The sequence below is a fragment of the Streptomyces sp. NPDC015242 genome, assembly GCF_043079125.1.
Taxonomy (GTDB): Bacteria; Actinomycetota; Actinomycetes; order Streptomycetales; family Streptomycetaceae; genus Streptomyces.
This window is the reverse complement of record NZ_JBIBUF010000013.1, coordinates 91,813-112,144: the sequence shown is the minus strand read 5'-3', so window position 1 is coordinate 112,144 and position 20,332 is coordinate 91,813. Positions and strand designations below refer to the sequence as shown.

21 protein-coding genes and 2 pseudogenes are annotated in these 20,332 nt (G+C 70.0%); 6 read left to right on the top strand and 17 right to left on the bottom strand.

What is annotated here, in order from left to right; genetic code table 11:
• Window positions 1–66: 66 nt before the first annotated feature.
• A protein-coding gene (locus ACF07N_RS34755; protein ID WP_392120727.1) for an IS5 family transposase occupies window positions 67–896 on the top strand; the annotation gives its coding sequence in 2 pieces (ribosomal slippage) (window positions 67–406 and window positions 406–896; 831 coding nt in all).
• Between the two features lie 15 nt (window positions 897–911).
• Here the strand turns inward: ACF07N_RS34755 and ACF07N_RS34750 are convergent.
• The 7 genes and pseudogenes from ACF07N_RS34750 to ACF07N_RS34720 form a co-directional block, all read right to left on the bottom strand.
• On the bottom strand, window positions 912–1,133 hold the full coding sequence (locus ACF07N_RS34750) for a hypothetical protein (protein WP_392120710.1): 222 nt from the start codon (window positions 1,131–1,133) through the stop codon (window positions 912–914).
• 182 nt (window positions 1,134–1,315) lie between these two features.
• Window positions 1,316–2,149 (bottom strand): hypothetical protein, encoded by an 834-nt coding sequence (locus ACF07N_RS34745; protein WP_392120708.1) that lies wholly within the window; start codon window positions 2,147–2,149, stop codon window positions 1,316–1,318.
• A 242-nt stretch (window positions 2,150–2,391) separates the two neighbouring features.
• Window positions 2,392–3,039 (bottom strand): annotated as a pseudogene (locus ACF07N_RS34740) (aldo/keto reductase); the annotation flags it as partial.
• Window positions 3,036–3,419, bottom strand: a complete 384-nt coding sequence (locus ACF07N_RS34735; protein ID WP_392120725.1) for a winged helix domain-containing protein — start codon at window positions 3,417–3,419, stop codon at window positions 3,036–3,038. The gene ACF07N_RS34735 and the pseudogene ACF07N_RS34740, both read right to left, overlap by 4 nt.
• A gap of 57 nt (window positions 3,420–3,476) precedes the next feature.
• The gene (locus tag ACF07N_RS34730) at window positions 3,477–3,689 is read right to left on the bottom strand and encodes a JmjC domain-containing protein (RefSeq protein ID WP_392120706.1); all 213 of its coding nucleotides are present in this window, start codon (window positions 3,687–3,689) and stop codon (window positions 3,477–3,479) included.
• Between the two features lie 20 nt (window positions 3,690–3,709).
• Window positions 3,710–3,859 carry a hypothetical protein gene (locus ACF07N_RS34725; RefSeq protein WP_392120704.1) on the bottom strand — a complete coding sequence of 50 codons (150 nt, stop codon included), beginning with the start codon at window positions 3,857–3,859 and terminating at the stop codon, window positions 3,710–3,712.
• A 1,072-nt stretch (window positions 3,860–4,931) separates the two neighbouring features.
• A pseudogene (locus ACF07N_RS34720) lies at window positions 4,932–5,668 on the bottom strand (IS5 family transposase); the annotation flags it as partial.
• A gap of 36 nt (window positions 5,669–5,704) precedes the next feature.
• Between ACF07N_RS34720 and ACF07N_RS34715 the strand changes: the two are divergent.
• Window positions 5,705–6,334: a class I SAM-dependent methyltransferase gene (locus tag ACF07N_RS34715; protein WP_392120702.1), complete on the top strand. Its 630-nt coding sequence runs from the start codon at window positions 5,705–5,707 to the stop codon at window positions 6,332–6,334.
• Between the two features lie 133 nt (window positions 6,335–6,467).
• A protein-coding gene (locus ACF07N_RS34710; RefSeq protein WP_392120723.1) for an IS5 family transposase occupies window positions 6,468–7,297 on the top strand; the annotation gives its coding sequence in 2 pieces (ribosomal slippage) (window positions 6,468–6,816 and window positions 6,816–7,297; 831 coding nt in all).
• A gap of 113 nt (window positions 7,298–7,410) precedes the next feature.
• Here ACF07N_RS34710 and ACF07N_RS34705 read toward each other — a convergent pair.
• The 5 genes from ACF07N_RS34705 to ACF07N_RS34685 all read right to left on the bottom strand — a co-directional run bounded on the left by ACF07N_RS34705 (window position 7,411) and on the right by ACF07N_RS34685 (window position 14,349).
• On the bottom strand, window positions 7,411–8,691 hold the full coding sequence (locus ACF07N_RS34705) for a metallophosphoesterase (protein ID WP_392120700.1): 1,281 nt from the start codon (window positions 8,689–8,691) through the stop codon (window positions 7,411–7,413).
• A gap of 206 nt (window positions 8,692–8,897) precedes the next feature.
• On the bottom strand, window positions 8,898–9,575 hold the full coding sequence (locus ACF07N_RS34700; protein WP_392120699.1) for a response regulator: 678 nt from the start codon (window positions 9,573–9,575) through the stop codon (window positions 8,898–8,900).
• Window positions 9,572–10,888, bottom strand: coding sequence for a sensor histidine kinase (locus ACF07N_RS34695; RefSeq protein ID WP_392120697.1), 1,317 nt, complete (start codon window positions 10,886–10,888; stop codon window positions 9,572–9,574). The genes ACF07N_RS34700 and ACF07N_RS34695 overlap by 4 nt, the downstream gene beginning before the upstream one ends.
• Window positions 10,889–11,077: 189 nt before the next feature.
• Window positions 11,078–13,312 (bottom strand): MMPL family transporter, encoded by a 2,235-nt coding sequence (locus tag ACF07N_RS34690; RefSeq protein WP_392120721.1) that lies wholly within the window; start codon window positions 13,310–13,312, stop codon window positions 11,078–11,080.
• A gap of 170 nt (window positions 13,313–13,482) precedes the next feature.
• The gene (locus tag ACF07N_RS34685; RefSeq protein WP_392120695.1) at window positions 13,483–14,349 is read right to left on the bottom strand and encodes an SDR family NAD(P)-dependent oxidoreductase; all 867 of its coding nucleotides are present in this window, start codon (window positions 14,347–14,349) and stop codon (window positions 13,483–13,485) included.
• Window positions 14,350–14,406: 57 nt separating this feature from the next.
• On the opposite strand from ACF07N_RS34685, the gene ACF07N_RS34680 reads away from it, so the two are divergent.
• The gene (locus ACF07N_RS34680) at window positions 14,407–14,871 is read left to right on the top strand and encodes a MarR family winged helix-turn-helix transcriptional regulator (protein WP_392120693.1); all 465 of its coding nucleotides are present in this window, start codon (window positions 14,407–14,409) and stop codon (window positions 14,869–14,871) included.
• Window positions 14,872–15,121: 250 nt separating this feature from the next.
• Here ACF07N_RS34680 and ACF07N_RS34675 read toward each other — a convergent pair whose 3' ends face one another.
• The gene (locus ACF07N_RS34675) at window positions 15,122–15,271 is read right to left on the bottom strand and encodes a hypothetical protein (RefSeq protein ID WP_392120691.1); all 150 of its coding nucleotides are present in this window, start codon (window positions 15,269–15,271) and stop codon (window positions 15,122–15,124) included.
• A 752-nt stretch (window positions 15,272–16,023) separates the two neighbouring features.
• Here ACF07N_RS34675 and ACF07N_RS34670 point away from each other — a divergent pair.
• Window positions 16,024–16,620, top strand: a complete 597-nt coding sequence (locus ACF07N_RS34670) for a thermonuclease family protein (protein WP_392120690.1) — start codon at window positions 16,024–16,026, stop codon at window positions 16,618–16,620.
• Between the two features lie 88 nt (window positions 16,621–16,708).
• Window positions 16,709–16,918, top strand: coding sequence for a DUF6207 family protein (locus tag ACF07N_RS34665; RefSeq protein ID WP_392120689.1), 210 nt, complete (start codon window positions 16,709–16,711; stop codon window positions 16,916–16,918).
• Window positions 16,919–17,198: 280 nt separating this feature from the next.
• Here ACF07N_RS34665 and ACF07N_RS34660 read toward each other — a convergent pair whose 3' ends face one another.
• The 4 genes from ACF07N_RS34660 to ACF07N_RS34645 form a co-directional block, all read right to left on the bottom strand.
• Window positions 17,199–17,630 (bottom strand): hypothetical protein, encoded by a 432-nt coding sequence (locus tag ACF07N_RS34660; RefSeq protein ID WP_392120688.1) that lies wholly within the window; start codon window positions 17,628–17,630, stop codon window positions 17,199–17,201.
• Window positions 17,615–18,079, bottom strand: a complete 465-nt coding sequence (locus ACF07N_RS34655) for a relaxase domain-containing protein (protein ID WP_392120687.1) — start codon at window positions 18,077–18,079, stop codon at window positions 17,615–17,617. The genes ACF07N_RS34660 and ACF07N_RS34655 overlap by 16 nt, the downstream gene beginning before the upstream one ends.
• Before the next feature lie 82 nt (window positions 18,080–18,161).
• Window positions 18,162–18,617 (bottom strand): hypothetical protein, encoded by a 456-nt coding sequence (locus tag ACF07N_RS34650; RefSeq protein WP_392120686.1) that lies wholly within the window; start codon window positions 18,615–18,617, stop codon window positions 18,162–18,164.
• A gap of 122 nt (window positions 18,618–18,739) precedes the next feature.
• Entirely contained in the window at window positions 18,740–19,762 is a 1,023-nt protein-coding gene (locus tag ACF07N_RS34645; RefSeq protein WP_392120684.1) for an alpha/beta hydrolase, read from the bottom strand.
• Between the last annotated feature and the right edge of the window lie 570 nt (window positions 19,763–20,332).

Genomic DNA, 20,332 nt, shown 5'->3' with positions numbered 1-20,332 from the left:
GCGTGTCTCTTTGATGGGTTGGTCAGTTGATCAGATGTGCCTGTCCGATTAGTGATCACTGATGCGATGTGGGACCGGATCGCGCCGCTCATGCCGGCCGATCCGGCCCGCGGCAGGCGGTGGGCAGACCATCGCCGCACGCTTGAGGCCATCGCGTGGAAATACCGCACCAACTCGCCATGGCGGGACCTACCCGACGAGCTCGGCTCATTCCAGACCGCCCACAAACGGCTGATCAGATGGGCCATCGACGGCACCTGGGAGATGATCCTTGCCGCCGTCCTGGCGGCGGCGGACGCCGATGACGACATCGACTGGACGGTGTCAGTGGACTCCACGGTCGTCCGGGCTCACCAGCACACCGCCGGAGCGCTCAAAAAGGGGCGGCCCACCGCGGCGAGCCGGCCAATCACACGCTCGGACGCTCCCGCGGCGGGCTGAGCACCAAGGTCCACCCGGCCGCAGATGGCCACGCACGGCCCCTCGCCTTCGTCGTCACCGCAGGCCAGGCGGGTGACGCGCCCGCCTTCGAGACGGTGATGTCCCGCATCCGCGTGCCCCGCGCTGGCCCCGGTAGGCCCCGGACCCGGCCCGTGGCCGTTCTGGCCGACCGCGCGTATTCCTCACGTGCCATCCGCAGCCACTTGCGGCGCCGGCGTATCCGCGCGGTCATCCCGCAGCCGTCCGACCAAGTCGGCCACCGCCTGCGGCGAGGCCGACTCGGTGGCCGCCCGCCCGGCTTCGACCGCGAGGCTTACAAGCAGCGGAACACCGTCGAGCGGTGCATCAACCGCTTCAAGCAGTGGCGCGGCCTGGCCACACGAACCGACAAACTGGCAATCGCCTACCAGGCCGCACTCCACCTCGCAGGCATCCTCATCTGGACCCGACGCTGACCAAAGAGACAGAACCTAGCCGGGCAGCTGCACGTGGTGCTGGAGGATCGGGTCGTAGAACAGGAGGGGCTGGTCGACGCGGGCTGACAGCTCCGCCCGGTAGGCGGTGCCGTCGTCGACAGCATCGTGCACGGCAAGGAGCTCGGGGAGGTGCCCGTTGAGGTCGCCGAAAGCGTGCTGTGCGGCCCGGGCGCCGTCCCACAGCTTCCCTGACGCCTTGGCCTGCGGGACGGACACCTGGTGAACCCGGTTTCCGTGCGCGGCCAGCTAGCCGCCCGCGCGCAGGAGCCGCGAAGAACCGTGGCAGTCTTCGGCTACGCGTACGACACGGGCCCGGCCCTCCGACTCTGTTGGGGCCGGGCCCGTGTCGTATGCCGGCCCCGGTCGGCTGGCCTTCAGTTGTGGAGAGGTTGGCGGACTCAGCGACGGCGGAGTTCCCCGGACCATTCCCGGAGCCGGTCTTCGAGGGTGAGGTTGTCACCCCGGGCCACGGTCTGCAGCAGTTGGGCGCACACGCTCGCTTCGGCGGCGAGCCCGGCCGGGCTGCCCAGGACAGGGAAGGCTGCACGGACGCGGGCGGCGACGTCCGGCTGGAGCAGCGAGTAGGCGTAGAGCATGGCGGCGTCGAACCCCTCGGGGGCCTGCCCCCAGCCTTCCCAGTCGAGAAGCCGCAGAGGCTTGGTGAGGTTCGCCCAGTGCAGGTCGGCGTGGGCGGTGGTCCAGTTGGTCACGGCGGGGGTCGGGATGCCGACGAATTCGGGGATGGCCCGGTCCATGTACTGCTGACGTACGGCGACACGGGCGGTGACGGTTGCCGACACTTTCTCCAGTGTCTTGGTCAGGTCGGCCCACCAGGAGCGGGGCAGCTGGAGGTCGTGCTGGAGGATCGGGTCGTCGGACAGGACGGGCTGGTCGAGGCGGGCTGACAGCTCCGCGCGGTAGGCGGTGCCGTCGTCGACGGCGTCGTGCACGGCCAGGAGCTCGGGCCGGTGCCCGTCGAGGTCGCCGAAAGCGTGCTGTGCGGCCCGGGCGCCGTCCCACAGCTTCCCTGATGCCTTGTCCGCCGGTGCGGACACCAGCCGTAGCCACGCCGGGGCGCCGGCCGCGGTGCGGGCCGGGGCGCCCAGGGTGCGTCCGGCCCACCCCCAGAACTCGCCGTCCGGCTCGACTCGGACGTCCAGGGCCTTCGCGGCGCGGGCGTGGTGGGTGCGCATGCGCTGTTCGGTGTCCGGGTCAGGGGAAGGCGAGTACATGAGTGATCTCCCGCAACTTGGCGGCGAGGGAGGGTTGGGCGACGGCGTCGGCCGCGTCCCTCCAGTGTGGCGTACTGGAAGCGGCGATGAGGACGTCCGTCACTCCTGGGGCATGACGCGACGGTGAGAAGGCACGCCTGGGCGGGGGTGAGGCCGGGCTGGATGAGGTCGGCGAGCTCCTGGTCTGCCATGCCGGGGAGCTCGCCGCCGTGCAGCGGCGCGGAGGCCATCACCCGCAGCCCCGCGTCGGCGGCGGCCGGGAGCGGGCCCCGGCCGTCCAGGGCTTGGACGATCGGCGTCATCATCACCAGGCTGACCGGCATCTGGACCGCGACCAGGTGGTGCTCCGGCCCGCCGACGGCTTCGGCGGCCAGGGCGAGCATCTCCCCCACCGTGAGCGCTTCTTCTTCCAGACCCGCCCAGGTGGCGATCCCGTACCCGGCCACGTTCCCGGCCGCCACCTCCTCATCCAGGATCACGAAGGCGTCCCGCATCGCCGGGTGCAGGGCGAGACGGTCGCCGGGGTGTGCGCGTTCCGGGTTGTGCAGCAGGACCAGGTCCAGCCGCTCACGTCCGAGCTGCTCACGGTTGCGGCGGATCTGCCAGCGCACGTAGTCCGGGGCGAGGCTGTGCCCGGTCACCGCCTGGTCCTCGGTGAGGACACCGGCGTTCACGGCGTCGGTGCCGGTGGCCGCCGTGAAGTACCCCGCTTTCGTGGAGACCCGCAGGGACGGGTGGGCGGCCAGGACCGGAGCCAGCAAGTCCTGGGCGCGGCCCGAAGCGTAGTTGGGGGCGGTGTCGATCCAGTGCGCGCCGGAGGCGGCCGCACAGGCAGCCGCCTCCGGGATCACCCGGCACCGGTAGGTGCCCAGTGCGAGTCGTGCCGTCATAGCAGGCTCCCCACCACGGCGGCCTGCCCTGCGACGAGCTCCTGGATCAGCCCGGCGACGTCCTCCAGGGCGAGGCCGGCCGTGTCGGCGAGCGTGGCCAGGTCCACGGTGCGGCCGTCGACCAGCGGGCGCAGCACCGCCTCTGCCTCGGGGGCGAAGTCGTACACGGTTCCGGCGGCGGACAGGGTCGCGGCGTCGTCGCCGACGTCGAGCACGGCGCGGGCGGTGGTCAGACGCACCCGCAGGTACGGGTCCGCCGGGATGCCGTCGATGTACGGCAGGCTTGGCACCATGCGGCCGACGGCCTGGCCGTCCATCGCGGACCGGTAGCGGGCGAGCAGCCTCGGGTCGTCCATCAGTTCGGCGAGCCGCTTGCGCATCCCGTCCACGGCGTCGGCCTGGACGTCCGGCCCGGCGTGCAGCGGCAGGTCGCGGCGTCAGTCCTCGTGCGTGAGCAGCTGCTCGGACACCCACGCCATCAGGTACGTCGCGGTGTGGGTCTGAAGGCCGCAGGTGACGTGCAGGGACCGGGTGCCCTGGTCGGCGGAGACCGCGTGCCACACACCACGCGGCACATAGAGCCGTTCGCGGTGCAGTGCCTGGGCGAGGAAGTCCTCGCCCAGGCGTGCCGCGATGGACAGATCCGTCATCGCGTCGGGGCTCCCGATCGTCAGTCGTTGCCGTCGCTGCGGCCGGTGCCGCCGCCGTCCGAGGAGATGGCGTTGCGGTTGCGGGCGGCGACGATCCGCTGCCGGGAACGGACCAGACGGCCGGACTGCGGCCCGGGCGTGGCGGGCGAGGGCGGGACGGGACTGGGCATGAGGACCCTCCTCCTGATCGGTCGGCCGGACCCCGGACAGCCGCGGCCGTGACACCCGTCAGTACAGCCACGGCAAGGGCTGGCGATAACCCCGTGACGGGCCCCCACGGTGGGTATGGTCGGGGGACTGACGCCTGTCCTTCCACGCGATTCAGGGGACTTGTGGACGACTTACCGCCGTCACCCGCTCAAGTGCCGCGCCATCTGCTGGCCGACCCGGCGTTCGTCGGGGCTCTGCGCGAGCGGGACTTCACCACGGTGTTCGCCATGGCCCATGACGCGGGGATCTCCTTCAACCGGATCGCCGAAGCATGCGCGCTCAAAGCCGATCGCGTCAGCCAGATCGCCCGGGGCACCGCAGCTGTCACCGCGCTGGCCGCTGTCGAGCGAATCTCTGGCGGTCTGCGCATTCCCGGTGCCTTCCTGGGACTGGCTGCGCAACCCTGGGAGGACACCGCCGTTCTCAGCTCGGAACGCCACCATGGAGTTGATCCGATGAAGCGCCGCAACCTGCTGCGCGGCGCACTGGCCGCCGGCCTCACCGCTCCGGCCCTCGCCGCGCTCACCGCCGCCCGGACCGACCTCGACCAGACCCTCTCCCCCGACGCCCCCGAGGCCCTGGCCGACCTGGAAGCCGCTGCCGAGAGCTACGGGTACGGCTACCACGGCCAAGCCCCCACACGCGTCCTGGCCGATCTGGTCACCGACTTCACGACCCTGCGCCCGCTGCTCACCGTCCCGCAGCCCGCCCCGGTACGGGCCAGGTTGTGCCGCACGGCCGGGCAGATGGCCGGAATGACCGCGATCGTCTTACACGACCTGGGCAGCCGTAAGGAATCCCGCGCCTGGTTCGCCACCGCCGCCCGGGCCGCCGCCGAATCCGGCGATCCCCAGCTTCACGCCTGGGTCCTCGCCCGGGAGGCCATGGTGCCGCTCAACTACGGCGCTCCGAAAGCGGCGGCCCGCCTCGCCGAGCAGGCCCGCCAGGCTGCCGGCACCCGGCCGACGGCCGCTGCGGTGCTGGCGGCCGCGGTCGCCGCTCGCGCGTATGCCCTCAACCACCAAAGCGAGTATCGAAGGCGGGTGGGCGGCCGCCGCGGGTTCCACGTCGCAGGCGGTTGGCCAACTGGTCGCGGCGTTCGGGGATCGTGGCAACGATGCCCCGGCGCCGCAGCAGGTGGCGTATCGCCCGGCTGGAATATGCCTTGTCGCCCAGCACCCGCGTCGGTGTCGTGCGAGGTCGGCCCGTAACGGCGCGCGGGATGCGGATGCTGTCGAGGGCCTGGCCGAAGGCGGTGGCGTCGTTGACGTTGCCGGGTGTGAGGGTGATGGACAGCGGGAGGCCGCGGTCGTCGACGGCGAGATGAACTTTGGTGGTCAGCCCGCCCCGGGATCGGCCGAGGGCCTGGCGCGCCTGCGAGTGGCCCGGATTCCCCTTTTCCGGTTCGTCCCCGCACGCGGCCCCTTTTTACGGGCGCCGGCCGCGTGCTGGTGAGCTCGGTTGATCGTGGAATCGACAGCGACGGTCCACTCCACCTGGCCCATTGCGTCGTCGCGGACCTGGACGTGTTCCAGTAGCTTCGCCCAGGTCCCGTCCGCTTCCCAGCGGGCGAACCGCTCGTAGACGGTCTGCCAGGGGCCGTACCGCTCGGGGCGATCGCGCCACGGAGCCCCGGTCCGCAGCCGCCACAGCACCCCGTTGATCACCTGCCGGTGATCACGCCACGGACGACCGTGTCCGCCCACCCGCGGCAACAAGGGCTCTATTCGCTCCCACGCCGCATCCGTCAGCTCACCTCGACCTGCCACAAGATCAATGATCAGACCGGCTATAGAGTCCCGCCTGTGGCGAATCATCAAGACGAGACCAGGGCGGCCTACGACGGAGTCGTCGAGCTGTACGCATCACTGTTCGCGGACCGGCTGGAGACACAACCGTTTGCCCGGGCCATGATCGGCACCTTCGCCGAACTGGTGCGCGCGACAGGCAACCTGCAGACAGCGGACGTCGGGTGCGGGCCCGGACATCTGACGGCCATGCTGCACGAACTGGGCCTGGACGCCTTCGGACTCGACCTCTCCCCTGGCATGGTCGATCACGCCCGGCGGGCCCATCCGGCACTGCGCTTCCAGGAGGCGCGGATGGAGTCCCTGCCGATCGAAGACGGTGTACTCGGCGGCATACTGGCCCACTACTCGATGATCCACACCCCTCCGGGAGAACTCCCGAAGCTGCTCGCCGAGCAGGGACGCGTCCTGGCTCCGAGTGGCCTGCTCCTGGTCTCCTTCTTCGGGACCGACGGACCGGAGCCGGTCCAGTTCGACCACAAGGTGACACCTGCCTACAGTTGGCCGGCGGACCGCCTCGCCGAACTGCTGGCCGATGCCGGGCTTGTTCCCTTCGCCCGGCTGCTCCACGATCCGGCCTCTGAACGGGGTTTCCTCGACTCCCACCTGCTGGCCCGCCGTTCGTAGGTCCTGCCCGGCAATGCCCGCCGGGTGGTCACTCCGGGCTGCCGGCCAGGCGGGCGCTCGCTGATCCGACGGAAATTGTCAGACAGGCCCTAGGTCGTGTCCGCAAAGTGGTTGTCGCGTTGGTCTGTTCGTGGTGCGTCGTCATGAGCTGACTGATGAGTCGTGGGCGGTGATCGAGCCGTTGCTGGCCCCGCCTCGGATGGGGCGTCCGGTGCGGGATCGCCGTCAGGTGGTCAACGGTGTCCTGTGGAAGCTGTCCACGGGTGCGGCCTGGCGGGACCTGCCCGAACGCTACGGCCCTTGGAAGACGGTCTACGAACGCTTCCGCCGCTGGTCGGCAGACGGCACCTGGGACCGGCTGCTGGCCCACGTCCAACAGCACTCTGACGCCGTTGGTGCCGTCGACTGGACTGTGGCATGCGTCGACTCCACGACCGTGCGGGCCCACCAGCATGCGGCCGGGGCCCGAAAAGGGGGCTCTGGCCGGGTGAGGCGATCGGCCGGTCCCGCGGCGGGCTGACCACGAAGATCCACCTCGCCTGTGATGGACAGGGCCGACCGCTCGCTTTCACCATCACCGCCGGCAATGTCAACGACTGCACGCAGTTCGAGCAGGTCATGGCCCGCATCAGCGTGAGCCGGTGCGGGCCCGGACGGCCCAGGACACGACCCGAGCAGGTCGTCGCGGACAAGGGCTACTCGTCCACGAAGATCCGCTCCTATCTGCGCAGGCGAGGCATCAAGGCCGCGATCCCGGAACGGATCGACCAGATCAACGGCCGTATCCGGCGAAGAGAAAGCCGCTGCCGACTCGACCGGGCCGCATACTGGCGCCGCAACGTCGTCGAGCGCTGCTTCAACAAGCTCAAGCACAACAAGGCCCTCGCCACCCGTTACGACAAACTTGCCCGCCACTATCAGGCCCTGGTCACCATCGCCTGCCTACAGCTCTGGCTCCCCTGACATTGCGGACACGACCTAGCACCCCTTTCATCAGCATCCGACCCAGGTGGCTGACGGGGACCCGGGGAATGCATCTGGGCATGTCCTGAACGCTGCTACAGCCCATACGCGCGTTACTGCCTGCGCAGTTCGATCACTGTGATGTCGGGTGGTGCTCCGACTCGGATGGGTGGCAGGGATGCTCCGACTCCACGAGAGACGTAGAGCTGTGTACGGTCGATGGTGGTCAGTCCCGCTGTGAGGGGCTGGGTCAGTGGCACGAGCAGGTTGCCGGGGAAGAACGCTCCGCCGTGTGTGTGCCCGGACAGTTGGAGATCGACTTTGTGTCGGGCAGCCTGGTGCACCTGCACAGGTTGATGGGCGAGCAGGACCACGGGGTGGGAGGTATCGCGGTTGCCGAGGGCCCTGTCGTAGTCGGGCGCGTCATGGTTCTGCCGGCCTGTGACGTCGGTGACGCCCGCCAGGTCGATGGCTCCGCCCCCGTGTTTGATCAGTGCCCGGGTGTTGCGCAGTGTGGTGATGCGAAAGTCGGCGAGTGTGGCGATCCAGGCGTCGACATCGTGGCGGTAGTCATGGTTTCCCGTGACGAAGAAGGCGCCGTGGGTTGAGGACAGCCGGGTGAGCGGCGCGGCGTGGGTGGCCAGGTCGTCGGCGCTGCCGTCGGAGAGATCTCCCACGATGGCGACGATGTCGGGCGAGGTGTCGTTGATCATGCGCACCATGCGTGCGGTGTGGGAGCGGCCGAAGAACGGCCCGAGATGGAGGTCGCTGGCCATGGTGATACGCATCCCGTCCAGCGAGGGATGCAGTCGGCGCAGGGCGACGGGCACGACCTTCACATCGGGTGCTCCCAGGCTGCGGTGGAAGCCGTAGCCGGTGGTGGCCGCAGCGGTTCCGGTGGCGAGCAGCGCGACCGAGCGCGCGAGCACGAGGCGACGACGCAGTAGCTGCGATGATGCGTCTTCGGCCTTTCGGGTATTCGTGTCGTCCATGATCGAAGTGGCGCCGGAGTGACCCTGTTGCACGACCAATGCGTGAGGGGTCTGTTTGGGCACTATTGTGGTGGATCTACTGCGGCGTCGCAGCGTACGAGCCGTGAGCCGTACCGGTAGTTCGAGCGCGACGAGAGTCATCAGCAGGTAGGCGGCCAGGGCGACCCAGAGGAAGGCCGGCCAGGCCAGCCAGGCGATGCGGGTGGGGTTCGCGTACTGGGCGGCGAGGACACCGGTGGGCACCAGGACCGTGAGGGCGACTGCCGTGGTCCTCCCCGCGCGGCGGAGCCGGGTGGATGTCGTGACGTCCTTGACCAGCCGCAGGTAGAGGTAACGGTGGGCGGCAGCGGGGGCGGCGATGCTCGCTGCGGCGATGGTGGCGTCCTGGGCGAGGGTGCTCACGCCGTTGCCTGGGCCGGCGGGAACGGGCTGGAGAGGGGTCCCCCGTCGTGGGTGATGCCGGGGTTACGGTGTCGCTGCATGGCGGCGGGGTGCTCCAAAAAGGTTGTTGCCAGGCTGAGTTGGCTGGTCGCAGTCAGTGGTGCCTTGGCGGCGGGACGGTCACGGCGGAGGAGGGGATGCGGGGCCGGGTAGCTGCTTGTGCACGCTCACCGCGGGCGGCCGAGGCCCACGTCGTAGGCGAAGATGACTGCCTGGACACGGTCGCGGGCGTCGATTTTTGCCAGGATGCGGCTCACGTGGGATTTGACCGTCGACTCGGCCAGGTGCAGGTGGGCGGCAATCTCCGTGTTGGACCATCCCGCGGCGATGCCGGTGAGCACCTCACGTTCGCGTTCGGTCAGGCCGGCCAGTTGTCGTTGCCGTTCCGCGCCGGCGACGGGAGAGCTCGGCGTTCGCTGTGGTGGTGCGGTGGTGAACGCGTCGATGAGTCTGCGTGTCAGGCTGGGCGAGATGACGCTGTCGCCGGCCGCCACCGATCGGATGCCGACGACGAGTTCCTCAGGGCGTGCGTCTTTGAGGAAGAAGCCGGCGGCGCCGGCCCGCAGGGCCTCGTAGGCGTACTCGTCGAGGTCGAAGGTGGTGAGGACCAATACCCGCGAGCGGCCGCCGGATCCGACGATGCGGCGCGTGGCTTCGATGCCGTTGACGCCCGGCATCCGCACGTCCATCAGGACGACGTCCGGGCGGAGTTCCGCGGCCAGGCGGACAGCCTCCTGGCCCTGGGAGGCTTCGCCGACGACTGTGATGTCCGGCTCTGCTTCGAGGAGCATGCGAAAGCCCAGTCGTTGCAGGGTCTGGTCGTCCACGATGAGGACGGTGGTCATGTGCGGCTCTCCGTGACGGCGCTGGTCAGGGTGCGGGAGGTGCTGAGGATGGTGTGCACGCGCCAGCCGCCGACGGGCGTCGGGCCGGCGCTGACGCGGCCCTGGTAGAGGGCGGCGCGGTGGCCCATGCCGGGCAGGCCCTGCCCGCTGTGCCTGCCGTGCTGTTCGCTGCGCGACGCGCGGGACGGTCCCGTGTCCTCGACGGTGATGTGCAAGGACTCCTTGTTCCTGTGCAGGCCGACGGACACGGTGGTGTCGGGTGCGGCATGTTTGAGCGTGTTGGTGAGGGCTTCCTGCACGATTCGGTAGACGGTCAGTTGGAGGCCGGGACTGAGCAGTTCCAGGTCCCCGTCGGCGTGGAGTTCGGCGGTGGGGCCGGCGGCACGGACGCGGTGGAGCAGCGCGGGCAGGTCCCGAAGGGTTGGCTGCGGGGACAGCGAGGCGGTGTCCCGCTGTGTCGCGGAGTTGTGGGCCACGATGAGCAGACGGCGTAGTTCCGCGAGGGCTTCGCGCGCGCTGTCGCCGATGAGGCCGAGGGCGTCCGCGGATTTTTCCGAGCGGGATCTGGCCAGGGCTGCCGCTCCATCGGCAAGGCCGATGATGACGGCAAGGGTGTGGCCGAGGATGTCGTGCATCTCGTGGGAGATGCGGGTGCGTTCCGAGGCCGCCGCCAGGCGGGTCTGCTGGTCCCTCTCCGTTTCCAGAGCGACGATGTAGGCCTTTGCCAGACGCCCGGTGAAGGCCAGTCCCGCGCAGGCGATCACGACGAGCAGGGCCAGCAGCGTGACGATCTCCGGGCGCTTGACGTGTCGCAGCTGGCCGCTCCCCCAGAACACGGTGAGCCAGACGATCAATTGGACGGCGGTGATGGTGCACGCGAGGGCCAGCCGGCGATGCGTGCCGTAGCGGCCCATGTTGTACAGCGCCACGATCCGGGCCGCGTCGGCGCCGTTGAGGATGTTCAGGGGCAGCGCGAGCACGGACGCGGTGGTGGTGATCGCGAAGACCAGGCCGGGACGGCGTTCTCGCCACAGCAACGGAACGGTGTAGGCGAGGGTGAGGACGATTTCGGCGGGCAGGTAGGCGAGGTTGGCCGGATTGAGCAGGGAGGGCAGTCCGAGGACGGCGCAGAAGAGGGGCACAGCCCACAGCCGCAGCCAGGGGTGGTCACGATCGAGCATGCGCCACGTGGCCAGCCCGCTGATGATCGACACCGTGACGCGGTGCTCGGGGTCGCTGGTCAGCAATCGCGGAAGCCGCGAAGCATGTGGTGAGGCGCCGTGTTCAGGGTCGGCGGTGGTCGGCTCGCTCATGCGGATGGGGGCCTTTACGTTGTCCGGGCGGGCTGCCCGTCTCTGTGTGGGGAGGATGAACCGGCGGACGGGGGCGGGCGGGGCCCGGACGGCTGATGTGCGGTGCACCGTGTGCTGTCCGGGCCCCGGGGACCGCCTGCCGCACCCCGGGGGACGGTGGCGGCAGGCGGGGCCGGTGCGGGAATGCGCCTACCCGAGGGGGGTGGGCGTCGCCGGCTCCTGGTGGCTCTGTACGGGAATGCGGGACTGGCGGTCGCGTTCGGCCAGAACCTGGCGCAGCTTCGCGCCCTCCACATCCACGTCGGGCAGGAGGCGGTCGAGCCACCTGGGCAGTGCCCAGGCCCGTGCACCGAGCAGGGCCATCACGGCGGGGACCAGGGTCATGCGGATGACGAAGGCGTCGAAGAGGACTGCGGTAGCAAGGCCCATGCCGATGGACTTCACCAGGGCGACGTCGTCCAGGAGGAAACCGGCGAACACCGAGATCATGATGACGGCGGCGGCAGTGACCACGCGGGCGCCGTGACGGAAGCCGGTGATGATCGCCTCGGTGGGGCCGGCGCCGTGGACGTACGCTTCGCGCATCCCGGAGACGAGGAACACCTCGTAGTCCATGGCCAGCCCGAAGACCACCCCGATCAGCAGGATGGGCAGCAGGCTGACGATCGGGGCGGTCTCATCGATGCCGAACACGTCCTTGAGCCAGCCCCACTGGAACACGGCGACCAGTACTCCGAGGGTGGCGACGATGCTGAGCAGGAAGCCGGCCGCGGCCTTGATCGGGACCAGGACCGAGCGGAACACGAGGAGCAACAGGATCAGCGCGAGGCCGACGACGACGGCCAGATAGGGCACCATCGCCTCACCGAGTTCGGCGGAGACGTCGATGTTGAGCGCCGTCATGCCGGTCACCATCACCTGCGTGCCGCTGCCTTGTTCCACTTCGTCGCTGCGCTCGCGGATGTCAGCGACCAGATCGACCGTCTCCTGACTCGTGGGCGAACTGCTGGGCACCGCGGTGATCAGAGCAACGTCACCGGCATCGTTGAAGACCGGAGGCCGGACGGTGGCGACATCGTCGAGACCGTCCAGCATGGCGGAGGTGTCCTTGGCCGCGGTCTTGGCGTGTTCGCTGTCCCGAGCGTCGACGACGATGGTGAGCGGACCGCTGAAGCCCGGCCCGAAGCCCTTGCTGAGCGTGTCATAGGCCACGCGTTGCGTGCTGCCGGGGGCGGCCATGCTGTCGTCGGGCAGGGTCAGCCGCAGCGACAGTGCCGGTATGGCCAGCACGCCCAGGCCGACGACGGAGGCCAGCAACATCTTCCAGGGGTGGCGGGTGACGAAGCGGCCCCAGCGGACACCCATGGTGACGCGCCGGCCGCGTTGCTCGGCCCGCACGCGGCGTGTGGTGAGACGGCCGTCGGCCACGCGGGTGCCGGTGAAGCCGAGCGTGGCGGGAAGGAGGGTGAGCGCGACCAGCACGGCGACGGTAATGGCGAAGGCAGCGGCCAGGCCCATGGTGGTGAGCATCGCGATGCCGATGACGCTCAGACCGGCGAGCGCGATGATGACGGTCAGACCTGCGAAAACCACCGCCGAGCCCGCGGTCCCCAGTGCACGCCCGGCGGCTTCCTCGGGCGTGTGCCCCTCACGTAGCTCTGTCCGGTAGCGGGAGACGACGAACAGGGCGTAGTCGATGGCCACAGCCAGCCCCAGCATGAGTGCCAGCGTCTGCGCGTTGGAGGCCATGTCGACGAACGACGAGGCGACCGTGATGGAGCACAAGGCGATACCGACGCCGATGATCGCGGAGAGCAGCGGCAGTCCGGCCGCGACCAGCGAGCCGAAGGTGATCACCAGCACGAAGGCGGCGACCAGCAGGCCGATGAGTTCGGCGGCGTTGCTCCCTTCCTCCTCCAGCACGGCGTTGCCGCCGAGGCTTACCCTCAGGCCCGATTTCTCGCCCCTGGCCGCAGCTTCGTGCAGGGCCTCCGACGCGGCCGGAGTGATGTCGGCCTGCGGGACGGCGTAAGTCACCTGGGCGTAGGCGATGCTGCCCGAGGAACTGACCAGGCCGCCGGTGAAGGGGTCGATCACGCTCGCCACCTGCGGCGCCCTGCGCAAGTGGGCGACCAGGGATTCCACCTCCTGCCGGTGCGCGGCGGACGTCAGCTTCTGCCCGTCCGGAGCCTCGATGACCACACGGGCCGTGGCACCGGCAGCCGAGGCTTGCGGGAACTCCTCCTGCAGCAGATCGATGGCCTGCTGCGACTGGGTTCCGGGAAGCGTGAAGTCGTCTGTCGTGCTGCCCGACACGCCGCTGACGCCGATGACTGCGGCGACGAGCACCGCGATCCAAGCCAGCAGCACCAGCCGACGCCGCCGGAAGGCGAGCCGGCCGAGCCGGTAGAGAAAAGTGGCCACGAAGTGCACTCCCACCAGGAGAGGAACGGATGTGTGAGGGCGAGCCCGACAGGCTCCGCCCATGAACGTAGGCGTCAGGTGCGGCCGAGAAGAGCTACTGGAGGACCAATCCGCGCCCGGGGCAGTACCCCGGTACCGGGCGGTGTCCTCCTCCAGTGGGGCGTCGGGTCTCAGCCGGCCGGATGGACAGCGAGAAGCTCCGTGGTCGCGTCCCACAGCTCCCGCTGTGCGCGCGGATCGCGGCCGGGCTCGGGGCAGGGCAGGGGACGGGCGCCGCGGGCGGAAAAGTAGCCGCCGGTGGTGCCCGCGAAAGCCGGGTCGGTGGCCAGTCGCACGATGATGCCGGCGCCCTTGCGGGGATCGCCGATGTTCAGCGTGTTCAGCACCCGCTGCAGGATCGCGGAGCCGGGCAGGTCCCGGCCGAGGCCGGTGGCATTGAAGCCGGGGTCACAGCAGTTCACGGTGACCCTGTCCGCGTCCAGACGGCGGGCCAGTTCCTGCGTCCACATGATGGTCATCAGCTTCGTGCGCCCGTACAAGGACATCGACTCCCGGCGGGTGTAGGGCTCGGTGCGCCGCAGGTCCTCAACCGGGGAGATCGTGCCGGCCTGCCGCGATGCTTCGGAGGCGACGTTGACGATGCGGGCCGGTGCCGAGGCGCCCAGCTTTGCCGTGAGCACTGCGGTCAGGACGAACGGGCCGAGGTAGTTCACCGCCGTCATCTCCGCGAGGCCTTCGGTGGTGACACGTTGTGTGAAGGCGTGGAGACCGGCGTTGTTGACCAGGACGTCCAGACGCGGGTAGCAGGCGGCGATCTCCTCGCCGGCGCGGCGGGCCTCGGAAAGCAGGCCGAGGTCGGCGTGGAAGACGTCGACGGGCTCGTCGGTCACCGCCTTCAGGTCGGTGACGAGTGCCTCCGCCCTGTTGCGGGAGCGGGCCACGGTGCCGATGCGGTAGCCCTGGCGGGCCAGCTCGAATGCGGCGATGCGGCCCAGTCCGGAGGTGGCTCCGGTGATCACGGCAACGGGACGATCCATCCCACAACCCCTTTCATGAGGTACCTCATGATGCTGTTGTGCGAGGATACCCGAACCATGGAGCAGCACGAATCGCCAACGCCGGACAACCCTCCGGAGCAGGTGGGACTGTCCTTTCTCACCCTCGCGTACAGCCTGCGCGAACAGGTCGACCAGCACATGCTGGCGGCCGCCGGCCTTTCCCTGTCCCGCACCAAGGTCCTTCAGGCCCTGGCCGACCGCGGCACGCTCCACCAAGCGGAGCTTGCCGCCTCCCTCGGCCAGGCTCCACGCTCCGTCACCCAGATCGTGGAGGGCCTTGAGCGCCTCGGCATGGTCCTCCGGACCGGCGACCCCGGGGACCGTCGCCGCAAGATCGTCGCCCTGACGAACGCCGGCCGCACAGCACTGGCCGCCGCGGAGCAAGCGGGCATGACCACACTCAGGCAGTACTTCGGCTCGCTCGCACCGCACGAACTGGCCGCCCTTGACGCCCTGCTCGCGCACCTGAACACCGCCATCACCGACGACCGTACCGGCTGACACGCGGCGCATCAGCACTTCCCTTTTCCTGGCCTTTCGGGCTGTTCTGGGGGATGCGCCCCCAAACGTGGGCGAGTGCTGCCTCGCGACAGGCCGTGGCGGACACCGCGTCGGGTGCCGCGGACTGGACCAGGACGTGGTCCGGCTCCGGTGCTGGGGTGCGGCAGGCGGCCGTGTGTCGTCGTCTTCGGGAGCTACCGAGAAGGGGGCGTCCGGCACGTCATCGGGCAGGTCGTCCCGAGGGGGGAGGTCATCGCTGCGCCTCCTCGGGCCCGGCCGGCTCCGGTGCCGGCGCCCGGGCGGGCGTCGCGGCGCCGGGGCCGTGGGCGGCGGCGAGCTGCTGCACGAGCAGGCCGAGCGAGGGCAGCAGCGCCACGACCGCGGCGAGGTGTCCCAGCACGGTGGGGTCAACTTGTCCCTCACCAGGGCTGAAACCGCACTGGGGATCGTTCGCTTCCGATCATCATCCATGCAATTGCACAGCTACCGCCCAGGGACGGGCACCATGAAGGGGACGCCTGAGCGACACACCTTCCCGTCTGGAAGGCGCGCGGGTTCCCTCGTGCTCAAGGAACCCCAGGAGGGCCCCGTGCCGCTCCCGTCCGGCACGTCGAACCAGCCGGACGGGAGCCAACACTCCGCCGGCCCCTGAACATCACCTCGCCCAGCATCCGACCTTGCCGAGGTACCGAGTCCGCTTACTGACGAGCGGGGCTGCAGCACCCCAAGGCCCATCGAAAGGCGGTCGCGCCGAGCCAGTGCTGTACTTGGAAACAGCACTTCTCACCTCTGGAGGGCGCCATGTGCCCTTCTCCACCACCTGACGCGAATGACCGGCGCGACCAGCCCTGGCGGCCGGTTTCCCAGGGCCCGCGTGGTCCCAGACGCCCCAAGCATCCCTGGATCACCACAATCCTCGTCCTTTTCGGGCTTCTTGTCCTCATGGGCGGCCTCGGGTCGCTGCTTGACGGGAGCCAGGAGGACACGTCCAGCAAGACCGCACCGACGGAGGCCTCCGCGACTCAGCCGTCCGGGAACCCTGGCCCCGGCTCGCTCGCAGGTACGACGAAGCCACCTGCCGAGCCCCCCGACAAGCCCGCGGCCGCGCCGTCCACGAAACCCAAGCCACCCTCGACCGCTCCGACGGGCGCGGTGGTGCTCCGCGTTGTCGACGGTGACACCCTCGAAGTGCGCGGCGACGGCGGGGTTCTGCCGAAAGACACCGCGGCCCGGGTCCGGCTTCTGGAGATCGATACCCCGGAGCGAGGTGCCTGTTTCTCCGATGAGGCCACCGCCCGCACCACCACGCTCCTGCCCCCGGGCAGCCGCATCCGCGTCGAACGGGACGTCGAACTGACCGACCGCTATGACCGGTATCTGCTGTACGTGTGGAACGAGCAGGGAACCTTCGTCAACCAGTCCCTCGTTCGCAGCGGCCACGCCGAGGCGGTCCTCTACCCGCCCAACGACAAGTACTGGACCAGGATCTCCGACGCCGAGGACGCCGCCCAGCAGGCCGGAGCCGGCCTGTGGACCGCCTGCCCCGAGCAGCCGGAGGCCTCCTCCTCTCCCCCGCACTCGCCTGTCTCCGCCCCGGAGACCCCGGCGCGCCCAGACCTCCCGCACGGGCCTGACGCTGGTGCGCCCGATGTGGACTGCTCGGACCTGTCAGGCCTCGTCCGGGTCGGCCCCGACGACCCGCACCGCCTTGACCGGGACGGCGACGGCATCGGCTGTGAGGCCAACTGATCGGCCGGCCGCGCCCGGCGGCGTACCCGGCCGGTTGAAGACCCCCGCTCGGCAGAACCTGCCGGGACGCCCAGGCGTCGCGCCAGGCATGAAGCAGATCAACGAGTCACATGTGGCAGTGCCGGGCCTGGCGGTCGTGGAGGTCGCGGCCGCCGATGACGACACCGCCTTCGCCGTCCAGGAGCTGCTCGGCGCGCGATGCGCCATCCCGCCGGCGGACCATACGACCCGGGCCCCCGGCGAGCCCGGTGTACGGCTGCGCTGCTTCCTGGAACTGCGTCAAGCGCCTGACGCGTAGCGCTGCGGGAGGCAGCCGTTCCGCCGTTCGTGAGGGGCCGGTGCGTGAGGTCCTTGCGGTGGTGGAGGCGGGCGCGCGCGGCGGCGGGCGTGGCCGGTTGTGACGCTCCCGCGGCTCGGCATGCGCGGCGGCACCGTGGTGCGGCGGTCTGGCGCGGCGGGGAAGCAGGGAGCCGCCGGGAAGCCCGGGGCGGCAGGGAAGCCGGGGGCTGCCCAGCCGAGCTCGTCCAGCAGCCGGCGCACCGGGGCTCGCCAAACCAGACGACCCGGGCTACGAGGGATCACGCGCTCCTGCGCGGTTTGCGCCCTGATGTCTTCTTGGCTGCGGTCTTCTTGGCCGGCTGCTTCTTCGTCGTCTTCTTCGGCATGTCGTGGATGTCGGCGTCCTCGCCGCGGTCGGCCCGTGCCTTCTGTACGGACTGGGTCAGGGCGGCCATGAGGTCGACGATCTGGCCCGGCTCCCCCTCCGGCTCCGGCACGGCCGGCGGCTCGCGGTGCTCCCGCTTGGCCTCGATGATCTGCTCCAGAGCCTCGGTGTAGGTGTCCTGGAACTCTGCGCCTTCAAGGTCCTCGCGGGTCATGCTGTCCATCAGCGCCAGAGCACCCTCGATCTCCTCGTCGGACAGCTCCGCCGGCAGCGGCAGCAGTTCGCCGGGGTCGCGGATCTCATCGGGCCAGCGCATGGCGTGCAGCACCATCACGTCGTCACGCACCCGCAGCAGCCCCGCGGCATCAACGTCTTCATCGCCGCGTATCGGTACATCAACGGCGCGGGCGGGTGGCTGCGCATCGCCGGGGCCCAGCCTTCAGTCACCTGCCAGCGGCCGGGCGTCACCTGGCGCGGCTCCCACGCCCAACCGAGCCGGGCGGACAGATCATGCAGGAAGTACAGGGTGTAGAGGGTGTCGGCCGCGACGATGTTCGATACCAGGGAGTCCGCCGACAGGTTGCCCCATTTCCCGTCGTGCGGCCGCCGGGCGCGAACCGACACGACCGAGTGCGAGTGAAGCAGCGGCCTCGATTCCGTGGGCCCTGGCTCGTAATGCCGAACACCGCGACCACTAGCCTGTCCTTGACCCGGGCCCTCTGCTTGCCGCCATCCTTGCTGCGCGATCGATTCCTCCAACCACGCCAGGGGCTTGTCACGGGCGAGTCGTCGCACAGCTCCAGCACCCGGCGGTGCTCGTCGTCCTCAGCGCCCGCCGATTGTGTGCCGTCGGCGGGGGCGGAAGACCAGGTCAAGCTCAGCAGGGCTGTCCGAACCAGTGTTGCTTGCTGACGCTGTCCACGTCGTTATAGTTCCGCATGGAAACCGTACCGGTGTTCCACCCGGTCAGGTAGCGGTTATAGACGTGGTTCTTCCACAGCGTGCAACCGTCCCAGGTGCCCCATACCTGGCCGCCATCTGCACTGCTGCACGGCGAGAGATAGACACCGTCCCCATCGGTGTCCAGGCACATTCCCGTGGAAGTGTTCTTGTACATCCCTCGGTTGGTGCCGACCTCCACCCAGGACCATGAGGTGCTGGCGTCTCCGCAGTTGGACTGGGCGACGGTGTGACCCGACCAGCCGGCCAGGCACTTGCCGGTGGCGCCGTTCCGGGGAGTGAACGACGAGGCCGCGTCGGCAGGGGAGGCAGCGACCGTGAGTGCGGTCACCGCTCCCACACCAGCCAGGACGGCAGTCATCTTCTTGCGCATGTCGAACTCTTTCTCATCGGTGCGTACGCACAGGCCAAACAGCAGCGCACGCGTTTCTTGCTACGTAAGGTGTGCGAACGGGTAGCTTGGTCCGGCGCACTCCGTGGAAGCCGGGGCGTGGATCAGGTGGCCAGGAGGCCACACAGCCACTGTCGGCGTGCTCGCTTGGCCCGTCGCGCCAGGGCTGTCCGGGGGGCGAACTCGTCAAAGCCGTGGAAGCCGCCCGGCCACACGTGCAGCTCGCACTGGACGCCGGACTGCCACAGCCGGCCGGCGTAGCCGACGGTTTCGTCGCGGAAGGTTTCCGCCGAGCCGACGTCGAGGTAGGCCGGGGACAGACGCATCAGGTCCTCGGCGCGGGCCGGGGCGGCGTACGGTGAGACCTCGGGGCCACCGGCGGCGCCGTCCAGATAGGCGTTCCAGCCCGTGGCATTGGAGGCGCGGTCCCACAGACCGCGGTTCTCCATCTGGCGACTGGAGGGGGTGTCGTTGCGGTCGTCGAGCATGGGGGAGAGCAAGATCTGGCCCATCGTCGCGGGGCCCCGCCGGTCGCGGGCCAGCAGGGCCAGGCCCGCGGCGAGTCCTCCACCGGCGCTGGCGCCGACCAGGACGATTCGGTCCGGGTCCGCCCCCAGTTCCGCGGCGTGTTCGGCGGTCCACAGCAGACCCGCGTAGCAGTCCTCCAGCGGTGCGGGGTAGGGGTGTTCGGGGGCGAGCCGGTATTCCACCGACACCGTCACCGTCCGCAGGGCCCGCGTCCACTCGAGGACGTCGGAGACGAGATGCCGTCGGCTGCCCGCGATCAGGCCGCCGCCGTGGACGTAGTACAGGACCGGGAGGCGTTCCGCCGGTGTCGCGTCGGCGGGCCGGCCGATCAACAGGGTGACGTCCGGATTCCCGTCCCGCCCAACGACCGTGCGCTCCGCCCAGGCCAGTTCTCCGCCGGCCCTCAGGGTGTCGTCGTCGAGCGCACCGGCCCCGATGGCGGTGCGCGTCGCCGGGATGCTCTCAGGGGTCAGTGCGGGCCGCTCCCCCATCTCCCGTATTACTGGGACCAGTTCGGGGTCGTAGGGCAAGGGTGGCGATGCGGCGGGGGCGGTCATGCCGGGGCGGGTGGTGTGGGCCGGGGTCAAGTGCTTGGTCATGTGCGGTCTTTCCGAGGTGTTCGTGGGCGTGTGCCGGGGCGCCTCCCCGGCGCCCAGCACACCCCGCTGCGGGCTGTTCAGGGAAGTGCTTCTTCGGTATGCCCCCATGCCGCGACGGCATGGCGGCGCTGTCGGCCTCACGTCAGCCGTCCACGGGCAGGGCCGTGACCGGGCTGGTCCGGGCCGCGCGGCGGGCCGGCAGGGTACCGGTGGGGGCGGCTAGGACGAGGACGACAGCGGCTAGTTGGAGCAGGGGAATTCTTTCGGTAACTGCTTCTGAGGTACGGCCGGACCGGCGTGGAAGGGATGCCCGGACAGCCTCGCCGGGCGGAAGGGACCGGCGCATCGGCCGCGAGACAGAGCTTGCGCGTCACCCGCCGCCCGGGCATGCGACTTTCGGCCGGTCTACGGCGCCGTCCACTGACGAGCGCCGGGCCCGCCCCCCCTGCCGGGCGGCGCCCGGATACCCGACACGTCGCTGCCGCACACGAGCACGAAGGCCACCGGGAGCGACCGGGATCCTGGCGACCCGTGGGTGACGAAGGCCCACGCCGGCACGCCGGTGCCTTC

Bases quoted from the DNA above. Each gene is read 5' to 3' on its own strand.
- ACF07N_RS34700 (WP_392120699.1), bottom strand. From the start codon at position 9,575: ATGACCACCGTCCTCATCGTGGACGACCAGACCCTGCAACGACTGGGC.
- ACF07N_RS34695 (WP_392120697.1), bottom strand. From the start codon at position 10,888: ATGAGCGAGCCGACCACCGCCGACCCTGAACACGGCGCCTCACCACAT.
- ACF07N_RS34650 (WP_392120686.1), bottom strand. From the start codon at position 18,617: ATGCGCAAGAAGATGACTGCCGTCCTGGCTGGTGTGGGAGCGGTGACC.
- ACF07N_RS34685 (WP_392120695.1), bottom strand. From the start codon at position 14,349: ATGGATCGTCCCGTTGCCGTGATCACCGGAGCCACCTCCGGACTGGGC.
- ACF07N_RS34745 (WP_392120708.1), bottom strand. From the start codon at position 2,149: ATGTACTCGCCTTCCCCTGACCCGGACACCGAACAGCGCATGCGCACC.
- ACF07N_RS34730 (WP_392120706.1), bottom strand. From the start codon at position 3,689: ATGACGGATCTGTCCATCGCGGCACGCCTGGGCGAGGACTTCCTCGCC.
- ACF07N_RS34725 (WP_392120704.1), bottom strand. From the start codon at position 3,859: ATGCCCAGTCCCGTCCCGCCCTCGCCCGCCACGCCCGGGCCGCAGTCC.
- ACF07N_RS34680 (WP_392120693.1), top strand. From the start codon at position 14,407: ATGGAGCAGCACGAATCGCCAACGCCGGACAACCCTCCGGAGCAGGTG.
- ACF07N_RS34665 (WP_392120689.1), top strand. From the start codon at position 16,709: ATGAAGCAGATCAACGAGTCACATGTGGCAGTGCCGGGCCTGGCGGTC.
- ACF07N_RS34735 (WP_392120725.1), bottom strand. From the start codon at position 3,419: ATGCGCAAGCGGCTCGCCGAACTGATGGACGACCCGAGGCTGCTCGCC.
- ACF07N_RS34645 (WP_392120684.1), bottom strand. From the start codon at position 19,762: ATGACCAAGCACTTGACCCCGGCCCACACCACCCGCCCCGGCATGACC.